This window comes from Clostridium tertium, from assembly GCF_017873245.1.
GTDB classification, from domain to species: domain Bacteria; phylum Bacillota; class Clostridia; order Clostridiales; family Clostridiaceae; genus Clostridium; species Clostridium tertium.
The window spans coordinates 382,899-399,824 of the sequence record NZ_JAGGJY010000002.1; the positions used below are offsets into that span (position 1 = coordinate 382,899).

Sequence of the window (16,926 nt, forward strand, 5' to 3'; positions counted from 1 at the left end):
CCTATCTTAGTTTTTTAATTGAATCTGGCATTTCTTCTACACCTACACTCATTACAGATGTAGGACCAACATTTATTAAAACTGCTGACAATAATAACATTAATGATCCTAGACACTTTTTCATTTTCATTTACCTTTCCCTCCTACATATTTATATTTATTAAACATTAATATAGCTTGTACTAAAATAGTCCAAACTATTATTTGTGAAATCCACTTAACTTTAAACATAATAAGTGATAATAGAGCAAGCAATACTACATTTGTAATTCCAATTTTTCTATTTTTTCTAATAAGGTCTTCCCTTGTAATAGGCATTTTGTCATTTATAATTGGTGCCTTATTATAAATAGAAAATATACTAATAAAATTTAATATACTTGAACTAGTTAAATTTAATTTATTGTTTTCGAATAAAATTATTATAATTACTATTAAAATCAATGTTGCAGTAAAACATTTTAATTGTGTATCTTCATGATAACCGCCAATAAAAGGCTTAGTAATTGACATTATAAAAAGAATCAATAAACTTTCTTTAAAATATCCTAAAATTGAAAATATTATGATTAAAAGTATTATTTTTATTAGTTCATATACTATAACTTTTAGAGAATATTTTATTTGTTCAACTTGATCTTCATTATAATTATTATATTCACTTAAACTGTCAACAAATCTATATATTAATTTTTCTATCATATAACTCATTCCTTATTAATTTACCATACTAAAGGTACGCAGTACAATATTTCTACATATTATTTTTAAATTTTTATTTTTATTTCTATTTATCATATAATTTAGATTTATTAATTGAATATAATTCACATTTAATTAATAAAGCAAACTTTATATATTCTAAATATCTTTCTATATCCAAAATATAATTTTCATAACTTCTATCTATTATTATACATGATAATAGATAGATCTAATATACAATTGTATAGTTTATGTGCATATTTCCATAATATTTTTCTACTTTAATACAATCAAAAAACTTCTAAGTTTTTCAATGCTTAAAAGACTTCTATACAATCATTTATTTATTATATTCAAAACCTCATCCCCATACTTTTCAAATTTCTTTTCTCCCATCCCTCTAATTCTTAGCAATTCCTCTTTATCTTTTGGAACTTTGTTAGCAAGTTCAATAAGAGTTGAATCTGAAAATATAATATATGGTTTTATTCCTAGAATATTAGCTTTTTCTTTTCTCCACAATTTTAGCTTATTAAATAAGTCTTTATTTTCAATCTTTTCCTCAATATCTTCACTTAGCTTACAAATAACTTTTTCTTGGGATTTTAATACTCGAATTGATTTAGGATTTAATTTTAGCATTGAATATGTCCCCTCTTTTAAATTAACATATCCTAGGTCTAATAAAGTTTTAATTAAATCTCTTATGAATTTACTGCTATATTCCTTCATGATTCCATATGTAGTTAACTTATCTAAATTATTTTGAATTATCTTAGGCCCTTTAAATCCTCTTAAGATATCAACTAATACTGAAATTCCATATTGCTCTCTCGTTCTATATACACATGATAAAATCATTTGAGCTTCTATTGTAAAATCTCTAAGTTCTTCATTATTTAAACAGTTGCTACAGTTATTACAATAAGGTTTTGCATCTTTATCACCAAAGTAATTTAAAATAAAGCTTCTATAACATTTATCAGATTCACAAAAATCAACCATACTTTGTAGTTTTTTTATTTCAATTTCTTTTCTCGTATTACCTACTGTAGTGTATATTAAATATTCTAATGTTCTTATATCTTCCCTATTATATAGAAGGTGACATTCTGTTTTTTCTCCATCTCTGCCTCCTCTACCTATTTCTTGATAATAATTTTCAAGATTCTTACATAGAGTAAAATGTATTATATATCTTACATTGGACTTATCTATTCCCATACCAAAGGCATTTGTTGCAATCATTACATTGAAATTATCTTTTAAAAACTCTTCTTGATAATAATTTTTTTCATCATCTTTTAATCCACCATGATACTTTACTACTTCTATTCCTCTTTCTTTTAAGTAATAGTATAAAGCATCAACTTCTTTTCTAGTTGCACAATAAACTATTCCTGAAACCTCTTCATGATTTCTTATATAATCTTTTACAAACTCAGCTTTATCTTCTTCCTTATGTACGCATATTGATAAATTTTCCCTATTAAAACTTCCTAAATATGAATATGGATTAATAAGTTCTAAAAGGTTCAAAATATCTTTTCTTACCTCTGTAGTTGCCGTAGCAGTAAATGCAGTAACTACAGGCCTAACATTTAGGCTTTTTATAAAAGGAGCTATATATCTATAACTTTTTCTAAAATCATGTCCCCACATAGAAACACAATGTGCTTCATCTACTGCAACTTGACTTATCCAAAGCTTTCTTAACATCTTATTGAAGTATTCACTTTCTAATCTTTCTGGTGCTATATATAAAAGTTTAACTTCTCCATCATAGCATCTTTTTAATATTTCTTTTATTTCATCTAAACTTTGAGTACTATTTATATATTCTGCCTTTATTCCTATATCATTAATTGAATCAACTTGATCCTTCATTAGAGATATTAAAGGAGATATAACTAAAGTAATTCCATTAAAAATTAAAGCAGGAATTTGATAGCAAATTGATTTTCCTCCACCAGTTGGCATAATGCAAAGGCTATCCCTTCCCCTTAGAATATTTGATATTATTTCACTTTGCCCTTCTCTAAAGGAGTTATATCCAAAGTATTTTTCTAAAACTTCCATTGCTTTATTCATAATGTTAATCACTCCTTTCTCCTTAAAATTCTACCATATTTTTTAACTATTAAAACACTATTTGTTAATGAAGAATGAAAAAATGAAAGAATTGTGGATGTTTTTCCTATACAAAACTTAAATTGAAGTTAAGCAAAGCATTTTACATTCAAAAATCCTTAGAATTTTTCCCTTAACTCTTTCACTCTTCATTCTTCGCTATTTCTGCCGTAATATAACAATAGCGAAGATAAATAGACTGTGAAATAAGCATATATCTAATACTTCTTTACATATCTATTTATCTTCGCCTTAGTTGTAAATTACGAAGCAATTTATTAGTGAAAAATTAGGAGTGAAAGAGTAAAAAGCTTAGGATATTTTGCTACGCAAAATTTAATCTATAAGTGCAAAGCACCTTTTATTTTAAAAAATCCTGTAAGGATTTTCTCCTTAACTTTTTCCCTATTAACTATTTCACTCTTCACTATTTTGCTTCGCAAAATATAACGTTAACCTTTACATAAATCTTAATTTAACATTTTAATTACATTTTCATTTTGTTCCTTATTTAAATTAAGTTTTTTTGTTATATTTAACAATTTTCCAAATAACTCATTTTCATTTATTGTCCCTCTTAAATAATTCGTAATTGAATTACTTATTTCTAAAGCTATTTGAAGAACTTCTATTCTATCTTCAGAATTAAGTTTGTTTTGTTCTATAGCTCTACATAATATATAGCCATATACTGAACATAACTCAACATAATCTATTATTTCTTCTGATGATATTTTATTTATCATGCATTCAATTTGTACTGGTGAATACTCTTTATAAATATCATTATTTATATTAAAATGTAATGATGCATTTATAAATTCATCCTTCAGGTCACTTGTTACTTTTTCATCTAAGTAATTTAAAACTAGTCTATATATTATAACATCCATTACGACTGTCCCCCTAAATAATTCCTCTACTTATAATTTATCATAATATTGCAAATTTTTAAATTGTATTCTAAAAATAAAAAATATATTTTCTATTTAATATGAAAATTAGAATTTAATAGTTGTTCCAAAATTAATTTTAATGCAATTATTAACAAAGGCTTGTCTAAATGAACCTTTTTGACTTAATCATAAGTTATAAGTTTTACTTATTATCATTAACTCTTTTTTCATAACTGATTGTAATTTTAATAATATTATATTTCCCCATACAATAAAAAAGATACCTATGTAAATTGAGGTATCTTTTCCATTTAAGTAAATTATATAAATGTTAAACCTTTATTTTAATCCTATATTAAATAATTTCTTTTACAGCTTTTATTATTTCATCACTTGTTAAGCCATATTTCTTCATTAATTCGTCAGGAGTTCCTGATTCACCAAATGTATCTTTTATTCCTACTGTTTTAACTACTGTAGGATGATTGCTTGTTACAACTTGAGAAACTGTTGCTCCAAGTCCACCTATTATTGAATGTTCTTCAGCTGTAACTATTCCTTTTGTTTCTTTTGCTGCCTTTATTATTAACTCTTTATCTATTGGCTTAATAGTAGAAATATTAATAACTCTAGCATTTATTCCTTCTTCTTTTAATTTATCAGATGCTTCTATTGCTTTTTGAACCATCATTCCAGTAGCAATTATAGCTACGTCATTTCCCTCTCTAAGCTCTACACCTTTTCCAATTTCAAATTTATAGTTATCGTCAAATATATCTTCTGTATTACATCTACCAAATCTTAAATATACTGGTCCTACAAAATTTGCTGCTGCTTTTGTAGCTTGCATAGCTTCTCTATGATCTGCTGGTACTATTACAGTCATATTTGGAAGTGCACTCATAAGTGCAATATCTTCAACAGATTGATGTGAACCACCATCTTCTCCAACTGTTATACCTGCATGAGTTGCAGCTATCTTAACATTCATTTTTGGATAGCATATTGAGTTTCTTATTACTTCAAATGCTCTACCTGTAGCAAATACTGCAAAAGTACTAGCAAATGGTATATTTCCTACATTAGCAAAACCTGCTGCCATTCCCATTAAGTTTTGCTCTGCTATACCTGCATTAAAAAATCTATCTTTAAACATATTTTTAAAATCACATGTTTTTGTTGACTTAGAAAGATCTGCATCAAGAACTACAACTTTTTCATTTTCTTTTCCTAATTCTACTAGAGCCATTCCATATGATTCTCTTGTTGCCTTACCCATTATAAATACCTCCTACTTCATGATTTCAGTAATAGCTTGTTCTGTTTGTTCTTTGTTAGGCGCTTGTCCATGCCATCCTGCTTGGTTTTCCATAAAGCTAACACCCTTACCTTTTACTGTTTTAGCTATTATTACAGTTGGCTTGCCCTTTGTTTCTTCTGCATTTTTAAAAGCTTTATCTAATTCTTCATAGTCATGTCCATCACATTCAATTACGTTAAATCCAAAACCTCTAAACTTTTCATCTAAAGGACTAATTCCCATAACTTCTTCGTTTTTACCATCTATTTGTAATCCATTAAAATCAACTATTGCAACTAAGTTGTCTAATTTATAATGAGCAGCTGCCATTGAAGCTTCCCAAACTAAACCTTCTTGAAGTTCTCCATCTCCTAATACTGCATAAACTCTAGCATTATTATTTTGAGCTTTTAATCCTAAAGCCATTCCTACAGCATTAGATATTCCTTGTCCAAGTGATCCTGTTGAAACATCAACTCCTGGAACATGCTTAGAATCTGGATGTCCTTGAAGTAATCCACCTGTTTTTCTTAAAGTTTTTAATTCTTCCTTAGGGAAAAATCCTTTTTCAGCTAACACTGAATAAAGTGCTGGAGCTGCATGTCCTTTACTTAATACAAATCTATCTCTTTGCTCCCACTTAGGATTGCTTACATCTATATTCATCTTTTCATAATATAAATATGTTAATATATCTGCACAAGATAATGATCCACCTGGATGTCCAGATTTTGATTCACAAAGCATTTCTATTATATTTTTTCTAACATTCTTAGAGATAGAAATTAAATTTTCTTTATTCATATTTTACACCACCTAATCTATTTTACTGTTTTTCTTTCCACTAAATACGGTTTTAAATTAATAATATTTTCCTTACTATTATTACTTGCAACATCCATTAATAAATTAAAAGCTTCCCTTCCCATATTATAAATTGGTTGTGCAATTGTAGTTAACTCTGGTTCTATATAAGAACATATTCCTATATTATCATAACCTAATATTCCTATATCTTCTGGTACTTTTAAGCCTTTTCTAATGAGGCACTTAATTCCACCAATAGCCATAATATCACTACTATAAAATATTACATCAATATTATTATTTTTCACCATGAGTCTTTCAGTTGCATTTATTCCCCCTTGTAATGAAATTTCATCCTCTTCTAATAAAAGTTCATTAAAAATATTATACTCCTCAGATATTTTTTCAAAGTATCTAAGTCTTGAATTTGAGCTTACTTCATTTTGAGTTGCTCCTACAAAAGCTATATTCTTATATCCTTTTCCTATTAAATAATCCAAACCTATTTTTATTCCCTCTTCGTTATCGCAAAAGACACCATTTACATTTTCTTCTTCATCAATGTGCCTATCAACAACAACAAATGGTACTTCATTAGATTTTAGCATATTTATAGAATTACTTTTCTTACCACTTGCTACGATTATTACTCCGTCAACTAGTTTGCTTATCAATAATCTTATATATTCTTCTTCTTTTCTACTACTATTGAATGTATTACATAAGATTATACTATATCCATGTTTTTCTGCTTCTATTTCAATAGCTTTTGCCATCTCTGCAAAGAATGGATTTTCTATATCTGGAATAACAAAACCTATGGTATAACTTTTTTTCGTACTTAAACTTCTTGCTAATGAATTTGGTATATAGTTAAGTTCTTTTGCTGCTTCTAAAACTCTATTTCTTGTTTCTTCTGACACATTTATATCTTTATTATTTAATACCATCGATGCTGTGGTCCTAGATACATTTGCATATTTTGCGATATCTAGAAGAGTTACCTTGCTCATAAATTCCACTCCTTATTGCAGTCTTACATATAAGATTATATCATAATTTACTAATATTTATTTGACAAATTTACTAATAATTTTGATTACTAACAATTTTTAAATCAGCTGCAATTTCTTTATCTACAGCTTCCCCATTATATATTTTTAATGCTAATTCAACTCCTAATGCACCAATTAAATCTGGTTGCTGTGCAACAGTTGCAATCATTTCGCCTTTTTCAACTGCATCTAAGGCATCTTCGTTTCCATCAAAACCAATAACCATTGCCTTAACATTACTTGTTCCAATAGCCTTAGCCGCTCCAAGAGCCATTTCATCATTATGAGCAAATACTACTTGAACATCTGAGTTTCCTTGTAGTATATTTTCCATTACTGATAAACCCTTTTGTCTATCAAAATCTGCTGCTTGACTTGAAACAAACTTAACATTTGTTTTATCATCTAAGATACTATGAAAACCTGCTCCTCTATCTCTAGTTGCTGATGCTCCTGGAATACCTTGAAGTTCAACTACATTTATATTAGCTTCACTTCCAAGCTTTTCTAAAACAAATTCTGCTGCCATAGCTCCCCCCTTTATATTATCTGAAGCTATATGACTTGTAACTTCTCCACCATTTGATTGTCTATCTAAAGTAATTACTGGTATATTTGCTTCATTTGCAACTTCTACTGATTTAACAACAGCATCGCTATCTGTTGGATTTATTAATAAAGCTACTACACCAAGTTGTATTAAATCTTCTACATTAGATCTTTCTTTAGCTGGGTCATTTTGTGAATCTAATACTATTAATTCAAATCCTAGCTTTTCTGCTTCTTTTTCTGCTCCTTCTTTCATACTGACAAAGAAAGGATTATTTAAAGTGGATAAAACTATTCCAACTTTTTTGTCACTCTTTCTATTTGAGCATCCAATAAAGAAACTCATTGAAATTATAGCTACTAGAGAAAATGCTAATATCTTTTTTATACCTTTCATGTTATCTCCTCCTATTTCAATTATGCTTTCTTTCTGCTCTTTTTATCTAATAATACTGCTATTAAGATAACTAATCCTTTTACTATTGATTGATAAAATGGTGATACGTTCATTAAGTTTAATCCATTGTTTAATACTCCTATAATAAGAGCACCTATTAATGTTCCTGTTATTTTACCTTCTCCACCTGCTAGTGATGTACCTCCAATAACAACTGCTGCTATTGCATCTAATTCAAAACTTGTTCCTGCATTTGGTGAAGCTGATGCTATTCTACTAGTTATAATTACCCCTGCTATTGATGATGCAAAACCTGAAACTACATACACTAAAGTCTTAATTTTATCTGTATTTATACCTGATAGTCTAGCTGAATCTTCATTTCCACCTAGTGCATAAAGATATCTACCAAATCTTGTTTGTGATAAAACATAAATTGCTATTATAGAAACGATTACAGTGATTATAACTGGAATTGGCATAAATCCTATTTTTCCATTACCTATATTAACAAATTTTTCTGGTAACTTAGAAATTGGAGTTCCATTTGTAAATACTAAAGTAGCACCTCTAAATATTGTCATTGTTGCAAGTGTTGCTATAAATGCTTGTAACTTACCTTTTGATATTAAAAGTCCATTTACTAAACCAATTGCTATACCAACTAATGCTGCAACTATTATTGCTAATGTAACACTTCCTGTTGATTTAATTATTGATGCTGATAATGCTCCACTAATTGCTAAAGTTGAACCAACTGATAAGTCTATTCCACCAGTTAAGATAACAAAAGTCATACCTACTGCAATTATTGCATTAACTGAAACTTGTGTAAAAACATTAGTAATATTTGATAGTGATAAAAATGATGGTGTAACAAATGTAATTATCGCACATAGTAACACTAGCCCTATAAGAGATTTATATTTAGATGCAGTTTCTTTTATATTAATATTCATAATTGTATCCTCCCAACTATTTATTCATTCCAACAGCTAATTTCATTATGCTTTCTTGTGAAGCTTCTTCTCTTTTTAATTCTCCTGATATTCTTCCTTCACTCATAACAAGTATTCTATCGCTTATTCCTAAAACTTCTGGTAAATCTGAAGATATCATTATTATTGCCTTTCCAGATGCTTTAAGTTCATTTAGTAATTCGTATATTTCCTTCTTTGCTCCTACATCTATCCCCCTTGTAGGTTCATCTATTATTAGTACTTCTGGAGATAGCATAAGCCATTTTGCAAGTATAACCTTTTGTTGATTACCTCCACTTAAATTTTTTATTAATTGATCTCTATTTGGTGTTTTTATCTTAATTTTATCTATATAATAATCAACATCTTTTATTGCTTTATTTTTATCTATAGACATCATTTTACTTTCATATTTTTTTAAATTAGATAAGATCATATTTTCAGCTACAGATAAACTTAAAACACATCCTTCTTTTTTTCTATCCTCTGATAGATAACAAATTCCATTATCTATTGCTTCTTGAATATTCTTTATATTAACTTCTTTTCCTTTTATTTTTATAGATCCTGAAGTCTTCTTATATTCTCCAAATATTGTTTTTGCAACTTCTGTTCTTCCTGACCCCATAAGACCAGCTATTCCTAAGATTTCTCCCTCTTTTACATTGAAGCTTATATCCTTTATTCCAACATTCGCGTTAAGATTCATAACTTCTAAAATGTCTTTTCCACTCTTTACCTCTCTGTAAGGGAATTGATCTTCTATTTTTCTTCCAACCATCATTGAAATTAATTTATCATTATCAATATCTTTTATTAAGGCATTTCCTGCATATTTTCCATCCCTAAGAACTTCAACTCTATCACATATAGCAAATATTTCTTCCATCCTATGTGATATATAAATTATTGCAATACCTTTTTTCTTTAAACTATCTATTACCTTAAATAAACTCTTAGTTTCTACTTCTGTTAAAGCTGTAGTTGGCTCATCCATTATTATTACTCTTGCATTCTTAGTTAAAGCCTTTGCTATTTCTACCATTTGTTTTTCTCCAACATTAAGGCTAGAAACAAGAGTATTAGGATTTATATTTGCACCTATTTGATCTAAGAATAATTTACTTCTTTCCACAAGTTCCTTTTTATTTATTTTTCCTGTGAACTTATGAAATTTTTCATTTCCTAAAAATATATTTTCTGCAACTGTTAAATTATTTAAAACGCTCATTTCTTGATGGATAATAGTAACTCCATATTCTTCTGCTGATTTTATTCCTTTTATATGTGCCTCTACTCCATCTATAAATACCTTACCTTCATCCTTTTGATAAACTCCACTTAATATCTTCATTAGTGTAGACTTACCAGCTCCATTTTCGCCCATTAAAGCTGTAACTTCTCCTCCATAAGCTGTTATATCAACATTATCTAAGGCCTTAACCCCTGGGAATATCTTAGATACCCCTTCCATTCTTAGCATTGGTATTCTTTTACTCATATAAATACCCTCCTTAACTAAAATACAACTCCTGATTTTAAAATTATATTTGCATAAGGTGTTTGTTCACCTGTTCTAACTACTGCCATACATTCCTTTAAGTTTCTTTTTAGTTCTTCATGAGATACAAATGTTATTTTCACATCTCCTATAATATCTTTTATTTCTTCAAAAAGCTTTGGACTTATATCTTCTGTTTCCTTAGCTAATATTACTTCTTCTATTTGTAGTTCTTCTAATGTTGCTTTTAAAGTTTGTATAAATGTTGGTATTCCGTTTATTAATGCTAAATCTATTCTTTCAGTTACACTCGGGATTGGTAATCCACAATCTCCTATTGCTAACATATCTGTGTGTCCCATTTTTGATATTACCGAACTTAAATTACTATTTAATAATGATGTCTTTCTCATTTGTATTACTCCTCTCCATAAACCTCTTCTACTTCTTTTAAATATGGTATTGAAGGTTGTGCTCCTTTTCTTTGAACTGCTATTGATGAAACTTTATTTCCAAATGTCACTGCTTTTATAAGATTTTCTTTATTAAGGCTTTTAACATCTATTTTTGAACTTAATCCTCCTATAAAGCTATCTCCAGCAGCTGTTGTATCAATTGCATTTACTTTAAATGCAGGAACTACTTCACTAAAATCTTCTCCTATTACTGCTGCTCCTCTTGAGCCTAAAGTTATAATTACAAATTTAACTCCCTTATTTAAGAAAACTTCTGCTGCTTTTTTTGCATCTTCTAAATTTTCTACTTTTATACCAGTTAAAACTTCTGCTTCTGTTTCATTTGGAACTATAATATCTGTTACCTTTAAAAGCTTTTCATCTATTTTTTTAGCTGGTGCAGGATTTAATATTGTTACTTTTCCAAACTCCTTAGCTTTTTTAAATGCTTTTAAAGTAATTTCTTCTGGTGTTTCAAATTGAGATATCAATATATCACTTTCTTTTAATGCCTTTTCTGATTTATCAATTTCTTCTTCATTTATTGTCATATTTGATCCTGGAACAACTATTATTGAATTATTACCATTTTCATTTACCATTATAATTGCCATTCCAGTTGCTTCTTTTTCATCTTCATATATAAAACTTACATCTATATTATCTTCTTTTAATTTATTTTTAAGTATTAAGCCATTATCATCTTTACCTATCTTAGATATCATTGTTACTTCTGAGCCACTTCTCTTAGCAGCTACTGCTTGATTTGCTCCCTTTCCACCTGATATCTTTTCAAAAGATTTTGATAAAATAGTTTCTCCTACTTGTGGTATATCCTTAACCTTTAAAACTAAATCCATATTCATGCTTCCAAGTACACATATCTTATTCATAAATCTCTCTCCTAACAATTATTTTTAGTAAATCGGTTTACTAAATCGGTTAACTATATAATAAACTATCTGTAAACGTTTTTCAAGTAGTTTTTAAAAAAATATTCTAAAAATTTTCACATATTCTCCTTTACTTTCTGTTATAATAATGATATACTTGGTTTACTAATTAAAATTAGTAACTTAATATCGCGGGATGGAGCAGTTGGCAGCTCGTCGGGCTCATAACCCGAAGGTCGTAGGTTCAAGTCCTGCTCCCGCAACCAAAAAAGCTTTGGATTTTTCCAAAGCTTTTTCATTATTTCTAATCATTTTTTATCTTACAAATGAATACTCAACTTTTGCTAATCTATTTAACTTATCTGCATTTATATTCTCTATTTCATCTAATAAGTACTCTTTTAACCATATTTTTTTTTCAGGTTCTAAGTTCTTTTGTACAGCTGTTTTTTCACTTACTGCTATAGTCATAATAGCAACTAAGACGGCTCTAAATATTTGCTCATTGTTGCTTGCAGATGCAACCCCTACAGAAATTAATCCACATAATATTACTTCAATACCAAGTATATTATTAAACCGCTCTTGATCACCTTCTAAATAAAATTCACTAAAGCCATCGGTTAAATAATAATCCTCATATTGAACAACTACTATGATGTTATATCTTTTCGAAAAACTTCTTAAGCTCACTCTAACCTCTATATTTTCTTTTACCTTTGATAAAGTAAAGTCATTGCTCTTTAATTTATCATCACTTTGGATTAATACTTTAAATTCCTCTAACTTTCCTTTAACAACATTTATATTGTATCTATTTATGAATCTTAATGCTATTTCCTTTCTAAAAAAAGAAAAATTAACTCCAGTTATATCTAAAACTATAGGAATACCTTTTCGTCTTGCTATTCTAATTGATTTTTCCATTGTCTCTACTATTGCTCCATTTAAATCTTCTAAATTAATTAATAGACAATCACATTTAGAAGTTACATCTGGTGCTTCTTCATTAGAATTAGCAACTATAGGGTTACCATTATAGCATAAAATTCCTTGTGCTAAATCCTTTGCTGAAACTGAATTAGAGATACAGTGTATAAGAGGGTGCTTTTTTTTCTGCAAGCTCAAGCTCTCGTCTAATGCCCTTATACCAATTTGCATTTTGTATCCTCTCTTACATCCTGAACTTAAATTATAATGATGTTTCTATTATATATATTACATCTATATATTTTATTCGACTGTATTTTCATATGTTACATATTTATTTTTCTATATATTAATAGTTTAATCACATATTTTGTTATATAATTAAAATTAATAAAATTTGTAATTCAAAGGAGAAATTTATGAGTTGGATAGAAGAAATAAAAAGATATACACCTTATACTAAGCAAGAAGAATCAGATAAAGAAGCATTTTTATATGCAATAGATAGTTTTAATAATCTTTTAACTAGGGAAAACCCTCTTGCTCATATCACTAGTTCTGGTTATATAGTGAATAAAGATAAAACTAAAGTCCTTATGATTTATCATAACATATATAACTCTTGGTCTTGGACTGGTGGACACGCTGATGGAGATGAAGATTTACTTTATGTAGCTATAAAAGAAGCTAAAGAAGAAACAGGTGTTAAAAATATCAAAGCATTAGATAATAAGATTTTTTCACTAGATGTTTTACCTGTTCCTGCGCATACAAAAAGAGGTAAAGAAATAGCTTCACACTTACATTTATCAATTGCTTATTTATTAGAAGCTGATGAAAATGATGAGCTTATTATAAAAGAGGATGAAAATAGCGGTGTTAAATGGATACCAATAGATGAAGTTGGAATTTATTCAACAGAGCTAGACATGATTAAACTTTACGAAAAATTCAATCACAAAATTAAACAATTCTATTAAATAGATTGTCTACATAATAGGGTTATGACCAAAACGTGATCCCCTTTGTGTCTTATAAAATTTACCAAACCTAATAACTTTATACTATTAAAATATGAAATGTATAGATAAAAAAATGAAAGAATTAAGGTTGTTTTGCTATGCAAAACTAAAAAATATAAATGCACCGCATTTTCTATTTAAAAATCCTTTGGGAATTTTTTCCTTAATTCTTTCACTCTTTCATTTTTTCATTCTTTCATTTCTCTATAGTTTTATAGTATTTCCGCTTTTGTTCATTAAGTCTATAATTTGATACATATTTCCTATTTCTCCAACTTTAAGTTCTTCTTTTAAGTTATAGAAATCAAGGCATGCTCCACAGCTTATTATGTTTACACCCTTTTCTCTCATAGAATTTAAGCTATCTAAAACGTCTGATCCAGAGCAAGTTAGCTTTACTCCACCATTTATAAACATTAAACTTTCTGGTAATACTTCTGCTTCTGCCAAAGTATTAATGTAAACTTTCATTAAAGTTTCTCCTAATCTATCATCACCATTACCAAGTAAATTTGATGAAACTAATATGGTTGGAGCAACTGTCTTATTAACAATTTCTTCTTGATATACTTCTTGATTTATTTTAGTAAATTCACCTTTTGATAATTGAATTGTATATAATCCATTTTCTTCTTCAAAACTACTATTTAGCTTTAACCCTTTAGCTAATCTTAATATATTGTTTTTAGCAACCTCATTATCTACTATTACTAAAGTTTCCTTTGAATCTTCTAAATCAAAATATTTTTTTGTTTTTATAACAGGCATAGGACATGCTAGCCCCTTACAATCTATAATATTCATACTGCCACCTCTTTATTTTATAATCTACTATACTTTGTTTTATATTATATTTTAATTATAGCTCAAACTATATATTATTAAAATTTTAAATCCTTATTATTACCTATATGTAATCATTAATAATACATAAACCTCCATGGCTATAGCTTGCTATATCGTTCTTAGTTAACTTTTCTCCAGCTAAAACTCTTGGTAATATTACATCAAAAGTAGTACCTTTAGAGAAGATTACTCCTCCTGGTAATCCTAATATTGGTATATTCCCTTTATAAGAAATTAAAAACATTGCACCTGGAAAAATAGGCGTTCCATAAGAAACAATTTCTGCTCCAATTTCTCTTATTGCTTTAGGAGTTAAGTCATCAGCATCAACTGACATTCCTCCAGTACAAAGAATCATTTCTGCGCCATTTTCTAGCCAATAATTTATTGCTTCTTTTATTTCTTCTAAATTATCTTTTATTATTGTTTGTCCAACAATCTCACAACCATATGGATATACTCTTTTTTCTATAGCACCCTTAAATGCATCCTTTATTCTTCCATAATAAACTTCATTTCCAGTTGTAACTATTGCAACTTTTTTTGGTTTAATTGGAATAACATTTATTATCTTTTTACTTGTGACACTTTGAGCTTCAAATAACTTTTCTTTCTTAATTGCTAATGGAATAACCTTAGTTGCTGCAATTTTATCTCCCTTTTTGACAACTGTATTATTTTTAATAGTTGATAAAATAATTTCATCTATAGAGTTTAGTTCAACTAGCAAATCTAAATCTATTTTAAGCAAACCATCTATAGCCGCAAAAAACTCAATTTTTCCTTCCTTAACTTCTGAAAAAGTTAATCCACTACCTGCACATATATCCTTAAGAAATTCTGCTGCCTCATTTTCATGAACTAAATTTTCATCTTCATCCCATATATAAATATGATCTTTTCCTATTGATAAAAGCTCATCTATATCCGTTTCTTCAATTATATGTCCCTTTTTAAAGGCTACACCCTTAAATTCTCCTGGAACTATTTTAGTAATATCATGACATAAAGTACATCCTATAGCTTTTCTTACATCTATAACCTTCATATGTTCACCTCTTCTATCATATAACACAATCTTTTATTTTATTAATTATCATTTCTACTCCATATTCAATGGTTTCTAAAGCAAAATCTAATGATGAAATTAAATACTTAGGATTCTCAGGTAAATTAACTATTAATGTCTCTCCTCTAATACCAGAAACCCCTCTTGATAGCATTACATTTTTACTCATTTGCAAATTATAATATCTTATTCCTTCTGCAATACCGCTTACTTCTTTCATAATTACATTTTGGGTTGCCTCTGGAACAATATCTGTAGGACGGCATGCAATTCCTCCCGTTGTCAGTATTAAATTCACTTTTAATTCATCACTCATATACTTCATTTCATTTTCTAAATCTACTTGATTACTTTTTAAAATCTTATATTTTAATATTTGATATCCTCTATTTTCTAAATATCTTTTTATTATTCTCCCTCTATAATCATCCTCTTCTTTATATCCTTTATCATTAACAGTTATTATTCCAGCTGTTATCATTAAATCAATACCTTCCTTGTATAATTCTTATACTTTAATTAGCAATTATTTTTATACACAATTATAATTAATAAAGGTTTTATATACCTTTTTTATATTTAATCATTAATAAAGCTTCTAGCACACCTCCTCCTATGTTTCTAGCTTTATCTGAAATTGTAGTATAATTATCTATTTCTTTAAGTCTTGGATCTATATCTCCTATTTTTAATCCTATTTCAACCATTGTGCCATCTTTTATAAGACCTCGAAGTAACCCATCTATAGGCGCCAATACTTTATGACTATCTATTAAAGCTAAAACTTCATCCTTTTTAACTATGTCACCTATAGATTTTAAATTTTTTATAATTCCATTTGCTTCACTATATATTACTCTTTCTTTTGAATATCCAGCTATTTCTCCTGGGACACCAGTATTAGGCATTGCATATCCATCAAATATCAATCTTCCTAAATTATGTCCTCTCATTGTTTCTATAACAACGTCAACATCAACACCTGCTTCAAAGCCTGGTCCTAGTGCTATTGTAATTGGTGCCATATTTTTATTTGTTCCTAAATTTTTTTTAGCTAATATAGCATCTACTACTGCAAATGGTTTAATTTTATTAATAAAATCTCCCTTAGCATCAACCACTATTGGAATATATTTATTTTTAAATGCATTATTTATATCATTCAAATTATATGCACGAATTGCTTTTATTCCTTCTACCATAGCTTCTCCATTATATATAGCATCACTAAATGCCACATTTCTTCTAATTGCTGTTGGCTTTTCTATTTCTAAAACTAATACATTAAATCCACTTCTATATAACTTTTGTATTGTTCCAGATGCTATGTCTCCACCACCTCTTACTATTACAGTCCTTAAATCCATAGTTTTCACCATCTTTCTTATGAT

At 28.2% G+C, this 16,926-nt stretch carries 18 protein-coding genes and 1 tRNA gene; 2 read left to right on the forward strand and 17 right to left on the reverse strand.

Annotation, left to right across the window (positions count from 1 at the left end; translation table 11 throughout):
• Position 1: 1 nt before the first annotated feature.
• The 12 genes from J2Z25_RS18770 to rbsK all read right to left on the reverse strand — a co-directional run bounded on the left by J2Z25_RS18770 (position 2) and on the right by rbsK (position 11,668).
• Positions 2–130 (reverse strand): hypothetical protein, encoded by a 129-nt coding sequence (locus J2Z25_RS18770; RefSeq protein WP_280915676.1) that lies wholly within the window; start codon positions 128–130, stop codon positions 2–4.
• On the reverse strand, positions 127–702 hold the full coding sequence (locus J2Z25_RS04700) for an accessory gene regulator B family protein (RefSeq protein ID WP_209738749.1): 576 nt from the start codon (positions 700–702) through the stop codon (positions 127–129). The genes J2Z25_RS18770 and J2Z25_RS04700 overlap by 4 nt, the downstream gene beginning before the upstream one ends.
• A 339-nt stretch (positions 703–1,041) precedes the next feature.
• Complete coding sequence (recQ, locus tag J2Z25_RS04705) at positions 1,042–2,805, reverse strand: DNA helicase RecQ (protein ID WP_373205450.1); 1,764 nt, start codon at positions 2,803–2,805, stop codon at positions 1,042–1,044.
• Positions 2,806–3,305: 500 nt separating this feature from the next.
• Complete coding sequence (locus J2Z25_RS04710) at positions 3,306–3,728, reverse strand: hypothetical protein (protein ID WP_209738751.1); 423 nt, start codon at positions 3,726–3,728, stop codon at positions 3,306–3,308.
• A 358-nt stretch (positions 3,729–4,086) separates the two neighbouring features.
• Positions 4,087–5,010: a transketolase family protein gene (locus tag J2Z25_RS04715; RefSeq protein ID WP_035285407.1), complete on the reverse strand. Its 924-nt coding sequence runs from the start codon at positions 5,008–5,010 to the stop codon at positions 4,087–4,089.
• A gap of 12 nt (positions 5,011–5,022) precedes the next feature.
• Entirely contained in the window at positions 5,023–5,835 is an 813-nt protein-coding gene (locus J2Z25_RS04720; RefSeq protein WP_142690766.1) for a transketolase, read from the reverse strand.
• Positions 5,836–5,852: 17 nt separating this feature from the next.
• Complete coding sequence (locus tag J2Z25_RS04725) at positions 5,853–6,851, reverse strand: LacI family DNA-binding transcriptional regulator (protein ID WP_209738753.1); 999 nt, start codon at positions 6,849–6,851, stop codon at positions 5,853–5,855.
• A gap of 73 nt (positions 6,852–6,924) precedes the next feature.
• Complete coding sequence (gene rbsB / locus J2Z25_RS04730) at positions 6,925–7,839, reverse strand: ribose ABC transporter substrate-binding protein RbsB (protein WP_209738755.1); 915 nt, start codon at positions 7,837–7,839, stop codon at positions 6,925–6,927.
• Positions 7,840–7,859: 20 nt separating this feature from the next.
• Positions 7,860–8,798, reverse strand: coding sequence for an ABC transporter permease (locus J2Z25_RS04735; protein ID WP_008680310.1), 939 nt, complete (start codon positions 8,796–8,798; stop codon positions 7,860–7,862).
• A 16-nt stretch (positions 8,799–8,814) separates the two neighbouring features.
• Positions 8,815–10,320, reverse strand: coding sequence for a sugar ABC transporter ATP-binding protein (locus tag J2Z25_RS04740; protein WP_209738757.1), 1,506 nt, complete (start codon positions 10,318–10,320; stop codon positions 8,815–8,817).
• Between the two features lie 17 nt (positions 10,321–10,337).
• Positions 10,338–10,733 carry a D-ribose pyranase gene (rbsD, locus tag J2Z25_RS04745; protein ID WP_209738759.1) on the reverse strand — a complete coding sequence of 132 codons (396 nt, stop codon included), beginning with the start codon at positions 10,731–10,733 and terminating at the stop codon, positions 10,338–10,340.
• 5 nt (positions 10,734–10,738) lie between these two features.
• A complete protein-coding gene (gene rbsK, locus J2Z25_RS04750) occupies positions 10,739–11,668 on the reverse strand; it encodes a ribokinase (protein ID WP_209738761.1) in 930 nt (309 codons plus the stop codon).
• Between the two features lie 190 nt (positions 11,669–11,858).
• On the opposite strand from rbsK, the gene J2Z25_RS04755 reads away from it, so the two are divergent.
• Positions 11,859–11,934 (forward strand) — tRNA-Met (locus J2Z25_RS04755).
• A 49-nt stretch (positions 11,935–11,983) separates the two neighbouring features.
• On the opposite strand, the gene J2Z25_RS04760 is transcribed toward J2Z25_RS04755, so the two are convergent.
• Entirely contained in the window at positions 11,984–12,829 is an 846-nt protein-coding gene (locus J2Z25_RS04760) for a hydroxyethylthiazole kinase (RefSeq protein WP_209738763.1), read from the reverse strand.
• Positions 12,830–13,017: 188 nt separating this feature from the next.
• Between J2Z25_RS04760 and J2Z25_RS04765 the strand changes: the two genes are divergently transcribed.
• On the forward strand, positions 13,018–13,578 hold the full coding sequence (locus J2Z25_RS04765; protein WP_209738765.1) for an NUDIX hydrolase: 561 nt from the start codon (positions 13,018–13,020) through the stop codon (positions 13,576–13,578).
• Between the two features lie 246 nt (positions 13,579–13,824).
• On the opposite strand, the gene yedF is transcribed toward J2Z25_RS04765, so the two are convergent.
• The 4 genes from yedF to yqeB form a co-directional block, all read right to left on the reverse strand.
• Positions 13,825–14,424 carry a sulfurtransferase-like selenium metabolism protein YedF gene (yedF, locus tag J2Z25_RS04770; protein WP_209738767.1) on the reverse strand — a complete coding sequence of 200 codons (600 nt, stop codon included), beginning with the start codon at positions 14,422–14,424 and terminating at the stop codon, positions 13,825–13,827.
• 103 nt (positions 14,425–14,527) lie between these two features.
• Positions 14,528–15,514 (reverse strand): molybdopterin-binding protein, encoded by a 987-nt coding sequence (locus tag J2Z25_RS04775; RefSeq protein WP_209738769.1) that lies wholly within the window; start codon positions 15,512–15,514, stop codon positions 14,528–14,530.
• A gap of 16 nt (positions 15,515–15,530) precedes the next feature.
• Positions 15,531–16,016: a molybdopterin-binding protein gene (locus J2Z25_RS04780; RefSeq protein ID WP_209738771.1), complete on the reverse strand. Its 486-nt coding sequence runs from the start codon at positions 16,014–16,016 to the stop codon at positions 15,531–15,533.
• A 79-nt stretch (positions 16,017–16,095) separates the two neighbouring features.
• Positions 16,096–16,914 (reverse strand): selenium-dependent molybdenum cofactor biosynthesis protein YqeB, encoded by an 819-nt coding sequence (yqeB, locus tag J2Z25_RS04785; RefSeq protein ID WP_425340177.1) that lies wholly within the window; start codon positions 16,912–16,914, stop codon positions 16,096–16,098.
• Positions 16,915–16,926 lie beyond the last annotated feature (12 nt).

Bases quoted from the DNA above. Each gene is read 5' to 3' on its own strand.
- J2Z25_RS18770 (WP_280915676.1), bottom strand. From the start codon at position 130: ATGAAAATGAAAAAGTGTCTAGGATCATTAATGTTATTATTGTCAGCA.
- J2Z25_RS04700 (WP_209738749.1), bottom strand. From the start codon at position 702: ATGATAGAAAAATTAATATATAGATTTGTTGACAGTTTAAGTGAATAT.
- J2Z25_RS04710 (WP_209738751.1), bottom strand. From the start codon at position 3,728: ATGGATGTTATAATATATAGACTAGTTTTAAATTACTTAGATGAAAAA.
- J2Z25_RS04715 (WP_035285407.1), bottom strand. From the start codon at position 5,010: ATGGGTAAGGCAACAAGAGAATCATATGGAATGGCTCTAGTAGAATTA.
- J2Z25_RS04720 (WP_142690766.1), bottom strand. From the start codon at position 5,835: ATGAATAAAGAAAATTTAATTTCTATCTCTAAGAATGTTAGAAAAAAT.
- J2Z25_RS04725 (WP_209738753.1), bottom strand. From the start codon at position 6,851: ATGAGCAAGGTAACTCTTCTAGATATCGCAAAATATGCAAATGTATCT.
- rbsB (WP_209738755.1), bottom strand. From the start codon at position 7,839: ATGAAAGGTATAAAAAAGATATTAGCATTTTCTCTAGTAGCTATAATT.
- J2Z25_RS04735 (WP_008680310.1), bottom strand. From the start codon at position 8,798: ATGAATATTAATATAAAAGAAACTGCATCTAAATATAAATCTCTTATA.
- J2Z25_RS04740 (WP_209738757.1), bottom strand. From the start codon at position 10,320: ATGAGTAAAAGAATACCAATGCTAAGAATGGAAGGGGTATCTAAGATA.
- rbsD (WP_209738759.1), bottom strand. From the start codon at position 10,733: ATGAGAAAGACATCATTATTAAATAGTAATTTAAGTTCGGTAATATCA.
- rbsK (WP_209738761.1), bottom strand. From the start codon at position 11,668: ATGAATAAGATATGTGTACTTGGAAGCATGAATATGGATTTAGTTTTA.
- J2Z25_RS04760 (WP_209738763.1), bottom strand. From the start codon at position 12,829: ATGCAAATTGGTATAAGGGCATTAGACGAGAGCTTGAGCTTGCAGAAA.
- J2Z25_RS04765 (WP_209738765.1), top strand. From the start codon at position 13,018: ATGAGTTGGATAGAAGAAATAAAAAGATATACACCTTATACTAAGCAA.
- yedF (WP_209738767.1), bottom strand. From the start codon at position 14,424: ATGAATATTATAGATTGTAAGGGGCTAGCATGTCCTATGCCTGTTATA.
- J2Z25_RS04775 (WP_209738769.1), bottom strand. From the start codon at position 15,514: ATGAAGGTTATAGATGTAAGAAAAGCTATAGGATGTACTTTATGTCAT.
- J2Z25_RS04780 (WP_209738771.1), bottom strand. From the start codon at position 16,016: ATGATAACAGCTGGAATAATAACTGTTAATGATAAAGGATATAAAGAA.
- yqeB (WP_425340177.1), bottom strand. From the start codon at position 16,914: ATGGTGAAAACTATGGATTTAAGGACTGTAATAGTAAGAGGTGGTGGA.